This is a genomic window from Rhizobium sp. ERR 942 (genome assembly GCF_007828395.1).
Lineage (GTDB): Bacteria > Pseudomonadota > Alphaproteobacteria > Rhizobiales > Rhizobiaceae > Rhizobium > Rhizobium dioscoreae.
The window spans coordinates 260,533-277,234 of record NZ_VIUA01000002.1; the positions used below are offsets into that span (position 1 = coordinate 260,533).

Annotated in this window: 14 protein-coding genes; 13 read left to right on the forward strand and 1 reads right to left on the reverse strand. The window is 60.5% G+C overall.

Annotation, left to right across the window (positions count from 1 at the left end; all coding sequences use genetic code 11):
- Positions 1–5: 5 nt before the first annotated feature.
- The 13 genes from FBZ97_RS08120 (at position 6) to FBZ97_RS08180 (ending at position 15,185) form a co-directional block, all read left to right on the forward strand.
- Positions 6–1,430, forward strand: coding sequence for an amidase (locus tag FBZ97_RS08120; protein ID WP_145318152.1), 1,425 nt, complete (start codon positions 6–8; stop codon positions 1,428–1,430).
- Positions 1,427–2,953, forward strand: a complete 1,527-nt coding sequence (locus FBZ97_RS08125; protein ID WP_145318155.1) for an ABC transporter ATP-binding protein — start codon at positions 1,427–1,429, stop codon at positions 2,951–2,953. Before FBZ97_RS08120 ends, FBZ97_RS08125 begins: the two co-directional genes overlap by 4 nt.
- Positions 2,943–3,992, forward strand: coding sequence for an ABC transporter permease (locus FBZ97_RS08130; protein WP_145318158.1), 1,050 nt, complete (start codon positions 2,943–2,945; stop codon positions 3,990–3,992). Before FBZ97_RS08125 ends, FBZ97_RS08130 begins: the two co-directional genes overlap by 11 nt.
- A complete protein-coding gene (locus FBZ97_RS08135) occupies positions 3,989–4,930 on the forward strand; it encodes an ABC transporter permease (RefSeq protein WP_113407637.1) in 942 nt (313 codons plus the stop codon). Before FBZ97_RS08130 ends, FBZ97_RS08135 begins: the two co-directional genes overlap by 4 nt.
- 15 nt (positions 4,931–4,945) lie before the next feature.
- Positions 4,946–6,238 carry an amidohydrolase family protein gene (locus FBZ97_RS08140; RefSeq protein ID WP_145318161.1) on the forward strand — a complete coding sequence of 431 codons (1,293 nt, stop codon included), beginning with the start codon at positions 4,946–4,948 and terminating at the stop codon, positions 6,236–6,238.
- Positions 6,239–6,399: 161 nt separating this feature from the next.
- The gene (locus FBZ97_RS08145) at positions 6,400–7,284 is read left to right on the forward strand and encodes a dihydrodipicolinate synthase family protein (protein ID WP_145318164.1); all 885 of its coding nucleotides are present in this window, start codon (positions 6,400–6,402) and stop codon (positions 7,282–7,284) included.
- A 21-nt stretch (positions 7,285–7,305) separates the two neighbouring features.
- Positions 7,306–7,965: a GntR family transcriptional regulator gene (locus FBZ97_RS08150; RefSeq protein ID WP_145318167.1), complete on the forward strand. Its 660-nt coding sequence runs from the start codon at positions 7,306–7,308 to the stop codon at positions 7,963–7,965.
- 60 nt (positions 7,966–8,025) lie between these two features.
- Entirely contained in the window at positions 8,026–9,357 is a 1,332-nt protein-coding gene (locus FBZ97_RS08155) for a sugar ABC transporter substrate-binding protein (RefSeq protein ID WP_145318169.1), read from the forward strand.
- On the forward strand, positions 9,357–10,292 hold the full coding sequence (locus FBZ97_RS08160; protein ID WP_145319983.1) for a sugar ABC transporter permease: 936 nt from the start codon (positions 9,357–9,359) through the stop codon (positions 10,290–10,292). The genes FBZ97_RS08155 and FBZ97_RS08160 overlap by 1 nt, the downstream gene beginning before the upstream one ends.
- A gap of 1 nt (position 10,293) precedes the next feature.
- Positions 10,294–11,109, forward strand: a complete 816-nt coding sequence (locus FBZ97_RS08165) for a carbohydrate ABC transporter permease (protein ID WP_069614523.1) — start codon at positions 10,294–10,296, stop codon at positions 11,107–11,109.
- 33 nt (positions 11,110–11,142) lie between these two features.
- Positions 11,143–12,201, forward strand: coding sequence for a sn-glycerol-3-phosphate ABC transporter ATP-binding protein UgpC (gene ugpC, locus FBZ97_RS08170; RefSeq protein WP_145318173.1), 1,059 nt, complete (start codon positions 11,143–11,145; stop codon positions 12,199–12,201).
- Entirely contained in the window at positions 12,198–13,151 is a 954-nt protein-coding gene (locus FBZ97_RS08175; protein ID WP_145318176.1) for a sugar kinase, read from the forward strand. The genes ugpC and FBZ97_RS08175 overlap by 4 nt, the downstream gene beginning before the upstream one ends.
- 312 nt (positions 13,152–13,463) lie before the next feature.
- On the forward strand, positions 13,464–15,185 hold the full coding sequence (locus FBZ97_RS08180; protein ID WP_145318179.1) for an ABC transporter ATP-binding protein: 1,722 nt from the start codon (positions 13,464–13,466) through the stop codon (positions 15,183–15,185).
- A 78-nt stretch (positions 15,186–15,263) separates the two neighbouring features.
- On the opposite strand, the gene FBZ97_RS08185 is transcribed toward FBZ97_RS08180, so the two are convergent.
- The gene (locus FBZ97_RS08185; protein ID WP_145318182.1) at positions 15,264–16,676 is read right to left on the reverse strand and encodes an XRE family transcriptional regulator; all 1,413 of its coding nucleotides are present in this window, start codon (positions 16,674–16,676) and stop codon (positions 15,264–15,266) included.
- Positions 16,677–16,702 lie beyond the last annotated feature (26 nt).

A 16,702-nucleotide genomic window follows, 5' to 3' on the forward strand; every position in this document is an offset into this window, starting at 1 on the left:
CGATCATGACCAGACCGTCATTCACTGACGCCACGGAGCTGGCCGGCGCGATCAAGTCCGGCAAGCTTACCTGTGTGGATGCCATGCAGGCGGCACTTGCCGCCTGCGCCATGAAAGATGAGCTTGGCGCCATTACCTATGTCAATCCTGAAGCCGGGCTCGCGGCAGCACATGCCCTGGATCAGGAGGCATCGGCGTATCCCGAGCGCTTTGCGCAGCGCGCCTTTGCCGGCGTACCGACGGTCGCCAAAGATCTCGGCGGCCCCTTCCCGGGGCTGCCGGTGACCGCTGGCTCTCGCCTGTTCGCCCGCACGGGCAAAGGCGCGGACAGCGATTTGGCAGAGCGTTTTCGCGATGCCGGTCTCTGCGCCTTCGGTTTGACCACCAGTCCGGAATTCGGCTTCTCACTCGCATCCGAACCGGCAATCGGTCCGATCTGCCGAAACCCGTTAAATCCTAGCAGAACTGCCGGCGGCTCGTCGGGTGGTGCCGCGGCCGCAGTCGCCGCCGGTATCGTTGCGATCGCGCATGCGACGGACGCGGGCGGCTCGATCCGCGTGCCGGCCGCTTGCTGCGGCCTTGTCGGACTGAAGCCGACACGCGGCGCCGTGCCCGGCGGCCCCTCCTTCGGCAATCATCTCGGCGGCATCGCCAGCGAACTTGCGGTCACCCGCTCCGTTCGCGACACCGCACAAATCTTCGATGTTGTCCGGGGAAAGACAAGAGGGCCATACGCGGATATCGCTCAACTCCCGCCCAAGACGGGTAAGCTTCGCATTGGGCTCCTTGCAGACACTGGCCAGCGTTACGCAATCGAACAGGATCAGGCCCAAGCGGTGGAAGCAGCGGCCAGTTTCCTCGAAGGCCGGGGAAACGAGCTGATATCCATCCGTTGGGATGAGATGGAAAGCGCCGTTCAGGCCAGCAGCCGCGCGTTTGGCGATATCATTTCCGTCAATATCGCCCACCTGATTGACGATCTCGAACTGGACACGCGTCTCGCCGAGACGATGACGCAAGCCTTCATCATGCGCGGGCGCGCCATGCCGGCAACAGTCCTTTGGAGCTCCCTCAATGGCGCCGTGAAGGCTAGCCGCATTCTGTGGGAGATCTTCGACAGGGTCGACGTCATCGTCATGCCGATGCTCGCCTCGGCACCGCCACCCATCGGGTCCTTTCCAACGGATCATTCGGACACGGAATTGCACCTCGAGCGCATGATATGCTTTGCCCCTCTTGCCGCGCTCGTCAATATTTCTGGCTTTCCGGCCATCACACTTCCCTTCGGCGAGGATGCGGAGGGATTGCCGCTGCCAGTCCAACTGATGGCCCCCATGGGTGAGGATAAGCTGTTGCTGCAGCTTGCATCCGCGCTCGAGGCTGAGCAACGTTGGCAGCATCGCTACCCGATTGCAGGCTTTCCGGCATGACCATCCCTGTCCTTTCCATCGAAGGTGTCAGCAAACGCTTCGGCAGCACGATTGCCAATGACAATATCTCGCTATCTCTAGCAAAGGGTGAGATCGTTGCCCTGCTCGGCGAGAACGGTGCCGGCAAGACGACGCTGATGAGCATCCTCTTCGGGCACTATGTGCCCGATGCCGGTCGCATCCTGATCGACAATGTGGAATTGCCGCAGGGCAAGCCGCGCGCGGCGATCCGGGCGGGCGTCGGCATGGTGCATCAGCATTTCTCGCTCGCGCCGAACCTGACAGTGCTGGAAAACATCATGACGGGCACGGAGGGACTTTGGTCGCTCAAGTCCCAAACGGCAGCGGCCCGCAACAAGCTTCTGGCGATTGCCGAACGCTTCGGCTTGAAAGTCGATCCGGATGCCCGCCTCGGCGATCTCTCGGTCGGCGAGCAGCAGCGGGTGGAAATCCTGAAAGCGCTCTACAACGATGCGCGCATCCTGATCCTCGACGAGCCGACCGCCGTTCTCACCCAGATCGAGGCAGAAAAGCTCTTTTCGACGTTGAAACAGATGGCCGCACAAGGCCTGTCCTTGATCTTCATTTCGCACAAGCTCGATGAAGTCATGGCGACGGCCGATCGTATCGTCGTCCTGCGCGGCGGCAAGGTCGCGGCCGAAAGACAGGCATCTCAGACCAGCAAGGCCGAGCTTGCGGAGCTGATGGTCGGACATCGCGTCACACGCCCGACCCGCGAAGCGTCGACGCCGGCCGACATCGTGCTCGAAGCTCGCGATATCATCGTCAAGACCGGTGGCTTCGAACGGTTGAAAAAGATCAGCTTCCATGTCCGAGCCGGCGAGGTTCTGGGGATCATCGGCGTATCGGGCAACGGTCAGGCGACCTTGGGGCAAATCCTGTCCGGCACGTCGAACCGCTCATCCGGCGAGCTTCTTCTGTTCGGCAAGCCCGTCGGCGATCTCGACGTTGCCGCGATTATCGAGGCTGGCATCGGGCGCATTCCGGAAGACCGAAACCGTGATGGTGCCATCGGCGAAATGGCGATCTGGGAGAATGCCGTGCTCGAGCGCCTGCCTTCCTATTCGAAACATGGTCTGGTCGACAAGGGTGCCGGCATGGCCATTGCACAGGAGATCATCGAGGCATTCGACGTGCGCGGCGGCAATGCTGCGACACGCACCCGGCTATTATCGGGCGGCAATATGCAGAAGCTGATCCTCGGTCGCAATCTCCATGAGCGACCACGAATCCTGATCGCCGCCCAACCAGCGCGCGGGCTGGATGAAGGTGCAGTGGCCGCCGTTCACGGACGCATTCTGGAAGCGCGCCGGCAAGGCACCGCCGTCCTGCTCATCTCGGAGGATCTGGACGAGGTCATTGCATTGGCCGATCGCATCCAGGCAATCGTCGGCGGACGCCTTTCGGCGCCTATCGATGCCGATAAGGCCGATGCCCGCCTGCTGGGGCTGATGATGGCCGGGGAATGGAAAGAGAAGAGTGGGACCGAACATGCGATTTGAACGGCGCGAACACCGCCCACTGTCTATGATGATCCTCGCTCCCGTGCTCTCGGTCGTCGCGGCCCTTGCGCTCGCCGGCATACTGATCGCGATTGCCGGCGCACCCGTCTTCGAAGCCTATCGGCGAATCCTGCTCGGCGCCTTCGGTTCGCGGCTTTCGGCAACGGAGACGCTCACCCGCGCGACGCCATTGATCCTGACGGGATTGGCCGCCGCAGTCGCCTTTCGCGCCCGTCTGTGGAACATCGGCGCCGAGGGACAATTCTATTTCGGCGCCATTGCCGTTGCGGCCTTCGGGTCAAAAATGCTCGCCGGCCTGCCCGGTCCGATCCTTATTCCGCTCTTGATGGTGATCGGCGCCATTGCCGGCATGGTCCTGATCCTCGTGCCACTATGGCTGCGGTTGCGCTTTTCCGTCGACGAAGTCGTCACCAGCCTTATCCTGAATTTCATCGCCGTTCTCTTCGTCTCCATGCTGATCGACGGCGTGCTGAAGGACCCGACGGCATTCGGCTGGCCACAATCCCAGGCACTTGGGGATCACGCCATGCTGCCGAAGCTGATTGCGCGATCGCGCCTTCATATCGGTTTTGCAATTGCGATCGTCATTGCGGCAATCGTCTATTTCGTCCAGTCGCGCACCGTCTTCGGCATGCAGTCGCGGGCAGCCGGCCTCAATCCTTCGGGCGCCGTTTTTGCAGGCGTTCGTCTCGGCTCGACCCTCGTCAAAGTTGCCTGTCTTTCGGGCGGGCTTGCCGGCCTTGCAGGCGCCATCGAAGTCATGGGTGTCAAAGGCTATGTCACGACCGATCTGTCCCCCGGCTTCGGCTATGCCGGCATCGTCGTCGCCATGCTTGCCAACCTCAACCCGCTTGGCGTCGTTCTTGCGGCGATCTTTACGGCCACGATCTTTGTCGGCGCTGACGGCATGAGCCGGAGTCTCGGCATCCCAACTTACATCGCCGACGTCACGGTCGCCCTGTCTCTGCTGACCATGCTGATCGCCTTGTTCTTCACGCAGTACAGGATCCGCCGATGAGCACGCTGGTCGACATCATTGCTTCGGCCGGGCTTTGGGCTGCCGTGTTGCGGATTGCGACACCCTTGATCTTCGGCACGCTCGGCGCGCTCCTTTGCGAGCGGGCCGGCGTTCTTAATCTCGGCATCGAGGGCATCATGACCTTTGGCGCGATGATCGGCTGGCTCTCCGTCTATCACGGTGCCGATCTGTGGACCGGCCTTCTCATCGCGGCGATTGCGGGCGGCATTTTCGGGCTTTTGCATTCGGCCCTGACGGTGACGCTCGGCCTGTCGCAGCATGTTTCCGGCCTCGGCGTGACGCTTTTTGCATCCAGCTTCAGTTACTACGTCTTCCGGTTGATCGTTCCCGTCGCCGGGACGCCGCCGACCATCACGCCGTTTCAGCCGATCGCCATTCCCGGGCTGTCGACCCTGCCCTTCATCGGCCCCGCTCTCTTCACGCAGACCGCCCCGACCTATCTCGCGATCCTGGTGGCGCTGGTCATGGCCTATCTCATCTTCCGCACACCGGTCGGGCTTGCGATCCGCATGACGGGCGAAAATCCGCATGCAGCCGAGGCACAGGGCCTCAATCCCATGAGGATCCGCTACGGCGCCATCATCGCCGGCAGTGCCCTAATGGGCATGGGCGGCGCTTTCCTGACGCTTTCCGCCTTCAACAGCTTCTTTCCGACGATGGTGCAGGGACGCGGCTGGATCTGCATCGCGCTCGTCGTCTTTTCGTCCTGGCGGCCGGGCCGGGCGCTGTTCGGCGCCCTGCTCTTCGCCTTTTTCGATGCATTCCAATTGCGCCTGCAAACAGCGGTGCAGGGTGTGCCCTATCAGCTCTTCCTGATGACGCCCTATATCCTGTCCATCGTTGCCCTTGCCGTCATGAGCAGGCGCGCCCGCGTACCGCAGGCGCTGATGCAACCCTATCGCCGTGGCGAAAGATAATCCGAGGAGCCTTCCATGTTCGATCTGATCATTCGCAATGCCAATCTGCCAGATGGCCGCACAGGCATCGACATCGCCGTCAAGGATGGCAGGATCGCAGCAATCGAAGCCTCGATTACCGCCGAGAGCAAGGAAGAAATAGATGCGACCGATCGGCTGGTGAGCCCGCCCTTCGTCGACCCGCATTTCCATATGGATGCCACGCTTTCGCTCGGCCTGCCGCGCATGAATATATCCGGCACGCTTCTGGAAGGCATCGCCCTCTGGGGAGAATTGCGCCCGATCGTGACGAAGGAAGAGCTTGTCGAGCGCGCGCTACGCTACTGCGATCTCGCCGTCACGCAAGGACTGTTGTTCATCCGCAGCCATGTCGACACTTCCGATCCGAAGCTGGTGACGGCCGAGGCGCTTCTGGAGGTGAAGGACAGGGTCAAGCCCTATATCGATCTGCAGCTCGTCGCTTTCCCACAGGATGGATACTATCGCGCCAAGGATGGCGTTGCTTCGCTCGCACGCGCGCTCGACATGGGTGTCGATATCGTTGGCGGCATTCCGCATTTCGAGCGCACGATGGATGAAGGCAGAGCCTCAGTAGAGGCGCTTTGCAGGATCGCCGCCGATCGCGGTCTTCCCGTTGACATGCATTGCGACGAAACCGACGACCCGATGTCGCGTCACATCGAAACGCTGGCGGCAGAGACGGTCCGCTTCGGGCTGCAGGGCCGCGTTGCCGGCTCGCACCTGACCTCGATGCATTCGATGGACAATTACTACGTCTCCAAGCTCATCCCGCTGATGGCAGAGGCGAAGATCAATGTGATCCCTAACCCGCTCATCAACATCATGCTGCAAGGCCGGCACGACACCTATCCCAAGCGGCGCGGCATGACGCGCGTGCGCGAACTTATGGATGCCGGGCTCAACGTCTCCTTCGGCCATGATTGCGTGATGGACCCCTGGTATTCGATGGGCTCGGGTGATATGCTTGAAGTTGGCCACATGGCTATCCACGTCGCACAAATGGCCGGCATCGAAGACAAGAAGAAGATTTTCGATGCGCTCACCATCAACTCCGCCAAGACGCTCGGCCTGGAAGGCTACGGCCTGGAAAAGGGCTGTAATGCCGATTTTGTCGTGCTGCAGGCCGTCGACACGCTGGAAGCGCTGCGCCTGAAGCCAACTCGCCTCGCCGTCATTAGGCGCGGCAAGGTCATTGCCCGCTCCGCGCCCCGCATCGGTGAACTCTTCCTCGATGGCCGGCCTTCACAAATCGATGGCGGGCTCGACTACGTGCCTGCAAGGGGCTAACAGAGGTCGGGGCCGAGGCTCCATAAAATCCCCACCCATCAACTGCTACCGCCGCCAATTCGACGTCAGTGTAATCACATATAGGCGACTGATATAAACTTCGCTTTACAACTAACATGTCAGTGTGCTACGCACTAATCCCATAAGATCGGGAGGATCGGATGAACGAGAATTTTGGCCTGTCGGCCGCGCTGGCAACGCCCTTTGATGCGGATGGCGAGATTGCAATCCCGGGCGTAATCGAGCAGGCGAAGCATTGCCTTGCCAAGGGCTGCAAAAGCGTCACCCTGTTCGGCACCACGGGCGAAGGCGCTTCGATCGGCATGCAGGAGCGCAAGCAGGTTCTGGCCGCCATGCTTGCCGCCGGCATTGCGCCGAAGCAGATCGTCATGGGCGTGCTCGTCGATGCCGCAGAAGATGCGGCAGCGCAGGCTGGACAAGCGCTGGCGCAGGGTGTCCGCAACATTCTCCTTGCCCCGCCCTCCTACTTCAAGAACGTCAGCGATGATGGCCTCTTCAAATGGTTCGCGGCCGTTTTCACTATGCTCGGCACGCACGCCCGCGACGTGATCGTCTATAATATTCCGTCGGTGACGATGGTGCCGCTCTCCATTTCCCTCGTTGGCCGCCTGCGCGCCGCATTTCCGGATGTCGTTGTCGGCGTCAAGGACTCCTCCGGTGACTGGCCCTATACCGAGGAACTGCTGAAGACGCATGGCGATCTCATCATTCTGATCGGCGATGAGCGGCATCTTGCCCGCGGCGTTCGGCTCGGCGGACAGGGAGCAATCTCCGGCATGGCAAATCTTCTTCCTCGCGAAGTGCAGGCCATGGCGGAAAAAGGCATCGACGACGCCAATGTCGAGCGTTTCGTCGAACAGCTGCTGAACTATCCGGTCATTCCTTCGATCAAGGCTATTCTCGCCCGGTTGACGGAAGACGATAGCTGGCTTGCCGTGCGCCCGCCGCTCGTGGCATTGAACAGCCAAGATTCCGACACGCTCTTTGCTGCTTTCGGCGCACTGTTTCGCGCCAAAGCAGCCTAACCGAACAGCCCGGAGCTGCCGATGGACGGACCAGGCGAACAGACAACGTTGAGAGAGAAAGCCTATGAGAGCTTCACACGCCATCTCTTGGCGCGCGACGTTCGTCCCGGGCAATTCATCTCGCAGCGGCGGCTGGTCGAGCTGACGGGACTGACGCTCGGCGCGATCCGCGAATTGATCCCGCGTCTGGAAGCGGAAGGTCTGATCAAGACGGTTCCGCAGCGCGGATTGCAGATCGCCCATATCGATCTGGACCTGATCCGCGAAGCGTTCCAGCTTCGTCTTTTTCTGGAGAAGGAAGCCGTTGCGCTGTTTACCCATTCAGCATCGGACGAGACGATTGCCAAGCTTCTGAAGGATCATCGCGATATCGCCGATGCCATCCGCTCCGGCGACAATTCCCCGGAGCTGGAGCTTCACGCGCAATCGGTGGACTGGGGCATGCATGATGCCTTCATCGATGCGCTCGGCAATACGATCATCTCGAACGCCTATCGGGTTAATTCGATCAAGATGCGACTGATCAGTCAGGACAGGTTCCGCATCAACGGCCATGTCGGTCCGGTCATGGACGAGCATTTGAAAGTGCTTGAGGCCATCGAGCGACGATCCAGCGAAGAGGCGGTTACCGCGCTGGTTGCCCACATCGGCGGAGCCCGGGATCGCGCATTAAAGATGTAAATAGCTTTGGATAACAGGCCGCGAATGAGGAGATTTTCGGCCAAAAGGAGGAGGAACGCAATGTCATCGTCATTTTTCAATCCGACACGTCGCGGCTTCATGGCCGGCACGGCTGCACTCGGCGCGGCAAGCCTTCTCGGTGTCCGCACCGCTTCGGCAGCCGTCGACTGGAAGCGCTTTGCCGGCACGACGCTCGAAGTCAATCTGGTCAAGAGCCCGCGCAGCGAAACGATCCTCAAATACTTAAGCGAATTCGAGGCTCTGACCGGCATCAAGGTCAATGCCGAGGCGACACCCGAGCAGCAGCAGCGTCAGAAAACCACGATCGAGCTCAGCTCCGGCAAGCCCAGCTTCGACGTCGTCCATCTGAGCTACCACGTTCAGAAGCGTCAGTTCGAAAAGGGCGGCTGGCTCGCCGATATCAGCGGCTTCATGAAGGACCCGTCGCTCACCGATCCCTCGCTGACGGAAAGCGATTTCGCCGAGGCCGGGCTGAAGTTCGCCAAGGATTCCGCAGGCGTCATGCGCTCCCTGCCCTTCTCGGTGGACTACTGGATCGTCTACTGGAACAAGGCCCTGTTTGAGAAGAAGGGCCTGGCCTATCCCGAAACCTTCGAAGATATGGCGAAAGCCGCCGAGGCGCTGACGGACAAATCGACCAACACTTACGGCTTCGTCGCCCGCGGCCTGAAGAATGCCAACGCGCCGGTCTGGACGACCTTCATGCTCGGCTACGGTACGACGCCGCTTTCGGCCGACGGCAAGCTGCAGACGGAATCGCAGGGCGCCGTCGACGCCGCCAAGCTTTATCAGCGCCTGATGACGAAATCGGCACCTCCGGGTGTTTCCGGCTTCAACTGGGCGGAAGCGCAATCGGCCTTCCTGCAAGGCAAGATCGGCATGTGGGTGGATGGCGTCGGCTTTGCGCCGCCGATCGAAAATCCGGAAAAATCGCGGGTCGTCGGCCAGGTCGGCTACGGCGTCATGCCGAAGGGGCCGAACGTACAGGCAGCTGCGACGACCGGCGACGGCATCGGCGTGACTGCTGCCAGCCAGAAGAAGGAAGCCGCCTATCTCTTCTGCCAATGGGCGATCTCGCATGACATGGGCGCGCGTCTTCTGCAGGCCGGCGCAGGCGTTCCCTTCCGTCAATCCATTCTGGAGGATCAGAAGGTTCGCGAAGGTGTGAAAATGCCAGGCGCCTGGCTCGATGCCGTCGCCGGCTCCGCCAAGGTCTCCCAGCTGGCGCTACCCGTCATCATCCCGGTCACCGAGTTCCGCGACATCTATGGTGTCGCGCTGACAAACATGATCGGCGGCGCAGATCCCGCAGCCGAACTGAAGACGGCAACCGCCCAGTTCGAGCCTGTTCTGGCACGAAGCGAGGGATGATGGCTTCCGTGAGCATTGAAGATACCGCCGCGAAGGCAACCAAAGGAAGGAGCAAGCCGCAACGGCTTGCTACCAACTACTGGCCCTTTGTGATTCCTGCATTGATCGTCATTGCCGCTGTCATCGTCTTTCCCTGGGTCTTCACCCTGTGGATGAGCGTGAACAAGTGGACGCTCGGTCAATCGCAGAGTTTCGTCGGCTGGGACAATTATGTCCGGCTGGCGACCGACGCGCGTTTCTGGGAATCCCTTTGGCACACGGTTATCTATACCGTGCTCTCCGTCGTCGGCCCCTTGATCTTCGGAACGCTGGCGGCACTGATCTTCGATGCAAACTTTCCTCTACGCGGATTCCTGCGCGGCATCTTCGTCATGCCGATGATGGCAACTCCCGTCGCGGTGGCGCTCGTTTGGACCATGATGTTCCACCCGCAGCTTGGCGTGCTCAATTACCTGCTCTCGCTTGTGGGTATCGGACCGCAGGAGTGGATCTACAATCAGGCGAGCGTCATCCCCTCGCTTGTCCTCGTCGAGGTGTGGCAATGGACGCCGCTGGTCATGCTGATCGTGCTCGGCGGTCTCGCCTCCGTGCCGCGCGAACCCTATGAAAGCGCCGAAATCGACGGTGCGAATGCCTGGCAGAAGTTCCGCTATCTGACGCTGCCGATGATCTCGCCTTTCCTGATGATCGCCGTCATCATCCGCGGTATCGACGCGATCAAGAGCTTCGACATCATCTATGCGATGACGCAGGGTGGCCCGGGAACGGCATCCGAAACGATCAACATCTACCTCTACAATACCGCCTTTTCCTATTACGACATCGGCTATGGCTCGGCAATGGCAGTGGTGTTCTTCATCCTCATCGTCGCGCTCTCCTTCATCCTCCTGATGATGCGGCAGCGGACGAAATGGACCGACGCGGAGGGACATTGAGATGAAGCGTTCGACACTCAACCGTATCGGCCTATTCTTCGTGGCCCTGGTCATCGTCTCGCCCGTTATTCTGTTTTTCCTCTGGATGATCTCGCTGTCGCTGAAATACGAGATCGACAACGGCGCCTATCCGCCGATCCTTATTCCCGATCGTTTCGCTTGGACGAACTACGTCAATGTCTTCCAGGAAAACAACTTCTTTCTCTATTTCTGGAACTCCATTCTTGTGACGGGCGCAGCGACCCTGCTCGCACTCATCATCGGCGTGCCGGCCGGTTATGGCATTGCACGGCTGAAGGCTGAGAAGTCTGCCGTCGTCATCATGATCGCCCGCATGACGCCCGGTCTTTCCTTCCTCATCCCGCTGTTCCTGCTGTTCCAATGGCTCAATCTGCTGGGAACGCTCTGGCCGCAGATCATCATCCATCTCGTCGTCACCGTGCCGATCGTCGTCTGGATCATGATCGGCTATTTCGAAACGACCCCGATGGAACTGGAGGAGGCGGCAAGCATCGACGGCGCGACACCGTGGCAGGTCTTCCGGCTCGTCGCTCTGCCCATCGCCCGGCCCGGCATCGTCGTCGCCTTCATTTTGTCGGTGATCTTCTCGTGGAACAATTTCGTCTTCGGCATTGTGCTTGCGAGCCGCGAGACCCGCACGCTGCCGGTGGCCGTCTATAACATGCTCTCCTTCGAGCAGGTGAGCTGGGGACCGCTTGCTGCTGCCGCCCTGATCGTAACGCTGCCGGTGCTCGTGCTGACGATGTTCGCACAACGACAGATCATCGCCGGTCTAACAGCCGGCGCCGTCAAGTGACGCAGCCTTTATCTTTTGGATAGGATCACATTCATGGCACCCGTCAATATACAGAGCATCCAGAAGCGCTACGGCCAGGTAAAGGTCATTCACGATATCAGCGTCGATATCGCCGACGGCGAATTCGTCGTCCTCGTCGGCCCTTCGGGCTGCGGCAAGTCCACGCTGCTGCGCATGATCGCCGGACTCGAAGAGGTGAGCGGCGGCGAGATCCATATCGGTCGGCGCGAAGTCAGCCATTTACCGGCGCGCGATCGCGACATTGCGATGGTCTTCCAGAACTACGCGCTCTATCCGCATATGACGGTCGCCGAAAACATGGGCTTTGCGCTAAAGCTGAAAAAGGCAGAGGCTTCGGAAATCGCCGCCAAGGTGCGGAAGGCGGCAGCCGTCCTCGGCCTGGAAAATCTGCTGGACCGCCTGCCTCGTCAGCTTTCCGGCGGCCAGCGCCAGCGCGTCGCCATGGGCCGCGCACTGGTCCGCGATCCTCAAGTTTTCCTGTTCGACGAACCGCTCTCCAATCTCGATGCAAAGCTGCGCGTCCAGATGCGCGGCGAGATCAAATCCATGCATCAGCGCATTGGCACGACGACGATCTACGTGACGCATGACCAGGTCGAGGCGATGACCATGGCGGACAAAATCGTCGTGCTGCATGGCGGCCTCATCGAGCAGATCGGCGCGCCGCTCGATCTCTACGATCGTCCGGCCAACCTCTTCGTCGCCGGTTTCATCGGCTCGCCCTCAATGAACTTCATCGACGGCAGGATTGAGGAGGGCGTCTTCCGCAGCGACAAAGGTCTGATCCTGCCCTTGCCGGAAGGCTTTCCTATTGTTGAGCACGGTGGACGTCCGCTCGTCTACGGCATCCGGCCCGAACACATCCGCGCTGTGGCAAGCGGCCTGTCGGCCAAGGTCGGCATCGTCGAAGGCACAGGTTCCGAGATCTACGCCAAACTCGACTGCGGCGGAGAAGACATCTCCTGTCTGTTCCGCGAGCGGCTCAACATCCGCTTCGGCGACAAGATCGAAATCGGCATCGACCCGGCCAGCATCCATCTTTTCGACAAGGCGAGCGGAAGGCGGCTTTGAGCGCTCTGTCCATCTTCGATCCACCGGCCGGTAGGGCCAAGCACGTCCTTTGTGTCGGCGCTGCCGTTCTCGATACGCTTTTTCGCGTCCGCACCCTTCCGCAGGGTCAGGGAAAGGTTCTGCCTTACGACATGCTGCAGATCGCGGAAGGCATGGCCTCCAGCGCAGCCTATGCCATTATCCGGCTCGGCGGCAAGGCAAGCCTGTGGGGTGCCGTTGGCCGCGACGATACCGGCGAGCGCATTATCCGCGATCTGGACGCCGCCGGCATCGACGTCGGAGGCATGTCGCGCATAGAGGGCGCACGCTCTGCCGTCTCGACCATCCTGGTGGACGATGACGGCGAAAGACTGATCGTTCCCTTCTACGATCCGGAACTGCACCACACCGTCAAGGCATTCTCGGCCGACGAGATCGCCGCCTTCGATGCCGTACTCGTCGACGTCCGCTGGCCGGCGTTGGCGCTGCAAGTTCTCAAGACCGCAAGAGCCATGGGCAGGCCAGCCATTCTAGACGGCGACGTGGCTCCTGACGGCGTCATCGAGGAGCTGGCGCCGGAAGCGACCCACATCATCTTTTCGGAGCCAGCCGCACAGCGTATCGCGGGAACAAGCGATGTGCCCGAGATGGCGCGGCGTCTGAAACAACGGTTCGACCATGCCTTCATCTGCGTAACGGCGGGTGCAGCGGGCAGTCACTGGTTCAATGATGATACCGGCAAGGTCGAGCATTGCCCGACCATATCCATCAAGACCGTCGATACGCTTGCCGCCGGAGATATCTTCCACGGCGCCTTCGCTCTTGCGATTGCCGAGGGCATGGCGGCGGAAGATGCCATCCGCTTCTCCTCTATCGCCGCGGCGATCAAATGCGAATTCTTCGGAGGGCGTACCGGTGCGCCGAGGCGTGTCGATGTGATCAAACGTTCCGGGCTGCTTCATAGGCTCTGACGGCATGAGGATGCCGTCGAAACCTGTCGCGAATTCATGACCCGCTGGAGGCATTTACCTCCAGCCGTTGTTCGTCCTAAGCGAGCGTTTTCTACATCGGTACGGCAGGCCATCTGCAACGGTCGTCACCCCTCCTTTATGGGGGTGACATGCCTGCATGCGTCGGCTATACCAAACGCGCGACCGAAGCAGGAGGATCGCCAGATGAGAAATTTCGGCACCAATTAACGCTGAACGGCGATGCCGAATTCGGGCTGCCGCTCAGTCCGTTCTTGTCTCCCATATCCTCTTCAGTGCCCATGGAGGGCATTCATGCTTCGTCGTTTCGTTTCTTATTACGCGCGTTACAAGACGCTGTTTTTCCTGGATTTCGGCTGCGCCGTGCTCGCCGGCCTGCTGGAACTCGGCTTCCCTCTGGCAGTCAAGCTTTTCGTTGATGAACTGCTTCCAAGCCGCGACTGGAGCCTGATCTTTACGACGGCGGTGCTGCTCCTCGTCGTCTACGCGGTGGCGACCGGCCTTTCGGCGATCGTCAACTATTGGGGCCATGCGCTTGGTATCTCGATCGAATCCGACATGCGCCGCCAGGCCTTCGATCATATCCAGAAGCTTTCCTTCCGTTATTTCGACAACAACCGCACCGGCCATCTGATTACCCACGTCACCAAGGATCTCGAGGAAGTGGGCGAGATCGCCCACCATGGCCCCGAGGACCTGTTCATCGCGATCATGACCTTCGTCGGGGCCTTCCTGCTGATGTTCAGCGTCCATTGGAAGCTGGCGCTGCTGACGACGATCATCGTGCCGTTCATGACCTGGCTCGTCAGCCGCTACGGCTCGAAAATGACGCTGAATTCGCGCAGCCTATTCGGCAAGGTCGGCAACTTCAACACGCGCATGCAGGAAACAGTCGGCGGCATCCGTGTGGTCAAGGCTTTTGCCAATGAACGATACGAAAGCCAGCTGTTTGCCAGCGACAACGAGGATTACAAGGCGACCAAGCTCGACGGCTATGCCTATATGACGGCAAGCATCGCACTCAGCTATTTCAGCACGCGCCTCGTCCAGCTGATCGTGATGATGGCGGGTACCTGGTTCGTCATATCGGGGGAGCTGAGCTATGGCGGCTTCATCAGCTTCCTGCTGCTCATCAACGTCTTCTTCCGGCCGATCGACAAGATCACATCGGTCATCGAGACCTATCCCAAGGGTATTGCCGGCTTCAAACGCTTCCTATCATTGATCGACACGGAACCGGATCTTGCCGATCGGCCGAATGCTGTCGCGATCGATCACCTGAAAGGCGATATCGCCTACCAGGGCGTTACCTTCGGCTATTCCGATCAGGCGACGATCTTCAAGGATCTGAACCTGACTATCGCATCGGGCGAGACGGTGGCCTTCGTCGGCGCCTCCGGCACCGGCAAGACAACGATCTGCTCGTTGCTGCCGCGCTTCTACGATGTGACGGCTGGCAGCATTACCATCGACGGCACCGACATTCGCGATATGACGCAGACCTCGCTACGCAGCCAGATCGGCATCGTGCAGCAGGACGTCTTCCTGTTCGGTTCGACCATCCGCGAGAACATCGCCTATGGAAAGCTCGGCGCGACGGACGACGATATCATGAAGGCGCTGCGGCGCGCCTCGCTTGACGAATTCGTCCGCTCCCTGCCCGCCGGCCTCGATACGCCGACAGGCGAGCGCGGCGTCAAGCTTTCGGGCGGACAGAAACAGCGCCTTGCGATCGCCCGCATCTTCTTGAAAGACCCGCCGATCCTCATCCTTGACGAGGCCACCTCGGCGCTCGATACGGCCACCGAATACGCCATCCAGCAGGCACTGCTCGAGCTTGCGAAGGGACGCACGACACTCGTCGTCGCTCATCGACTGTCGACCATCCGCAATGCCGACCGCATCATCGTTATGGGCGACAAGGGCATTGTCGAAGAGGGATCGCATGACGAGCTGCTCGCCGGGCGCGGCGCTTATGCGCGGCTATATGATGCACAGTTCGGGCTTTATGCCTGATTTTGGCTGAAACATCAAAAAAAACAGGAGCCGGGCTCGGCGGCCCGGCCTTCTTCTAACCAGCGATAATCAATGCCGTTACTGAAAATCGAACACACTCAGACCAGCGGCCATCTCATCGAGGCCAAGCGGGCGCGTGACCGGCGGTTCGGCTCTCGCCAGACAGCCCTGCCGTTCGCATAGGCGGCAGGCAGGACCGATCATGACCTGATTGCTACCCAGCGCCTTCCCGTAGACCACCTCGTCGCAATGGGAGATATCGCAGCCGATCAGAAGTGCGGTGCGGCGCACCCTTTCGCCGAATTCGGCCCGCGGCCCCTCGATCGTTCGCGAGATTGTCAGAAAGCCGCCCCCGTCAGGCATTTGGGCAGCGTCCACCAATATCTGGCCGGGCTCACTGAAAGCGGCATGGATATTGAGCTTCGGACAGGCGCCACCGAAACGCGCCTGTGGAAAGCCTTGGGCGCCAGCCTTGCGCAGACGATGGCCGGCATTATCGATCTCCGTCAGGAAAAACGGAATGCCGGATGCGCCGGGGCGCTGCAGGCTGGTCAGCCGCGTGGCGGCCTGCTCGTAAGAAACGCCGAAACGGGCACTCAGACCATCGATATCATAATGCAGTCGCTGTGCTGCCGAGAGATAGGCGCCATACGGCATCAGAAGCGCATGGGAAGCGTAGCGCGCCAGCTCGAAACGGGCGATGCGATTGGCCTCAGGCGTCGAAAGCGCGAGAGCATCGAGTTCGGCGGCGATCTCTTGACGCAGGGCCAAAAGAGAGACTTCAGTCGCAATCTCACGGATCTGATCGAAGGGCGAAAGACGCTCCGACAGGAAAAGCCGCATCGAATGCCGGTCGTAGCGACGACGCAAACCAGGCATGGCGTGCACTGGCAACAGGCGCACCGCGATGCCATGCTCGGCCTTTAGCCATGCCTTCAATGCGCCCGCCAGGTCGTCGCCGGGCGACAGGCGCTCATGGAAGGTTTCCGCAGCATCCTCGATGCGAGCAAAGAAATTCGGACGCGACTGAAGGCGATCGTGAACCTCGTCGAGCGGCAGTCGCGGTCCGGCGACCTCGGCAACCCGGCCCTCGCGGCCCAGAAGCTCAGCGAGATCGGACAATCTTGCGGCCTGCTCGCGATAGGCGCGATAAAGCCGGATCATGCCGTTTGCCGCATTCGGCGCGGCCTCGGCGAGCTCGATCAGCTCCTGATCCCCAGGGATCTCGCCTGACAGCAGTGGATCGGCAAAGACTTCACGCAATTGCCCTGCACTGCCGGCCTCTCCGCCCTGCAGCTCGTCGAGGTCGACCTTATAGACCGCCGACAGCTTCAACAGCAGTTGCACGGTCAGCGGCCGCTGGTTGCGCTCGATGAGGTTGAGATAGGATGGCGAAATATCGAGCGCCTGCGCCATCGTCGTCTGTGTCAGACCGAGGCCCATGCGAATGCGCCGAACCTTCGGACCTGCAAAGATCTTGCGCTCAACCATGTGTCATACCTTTTACAAAGCTCTCA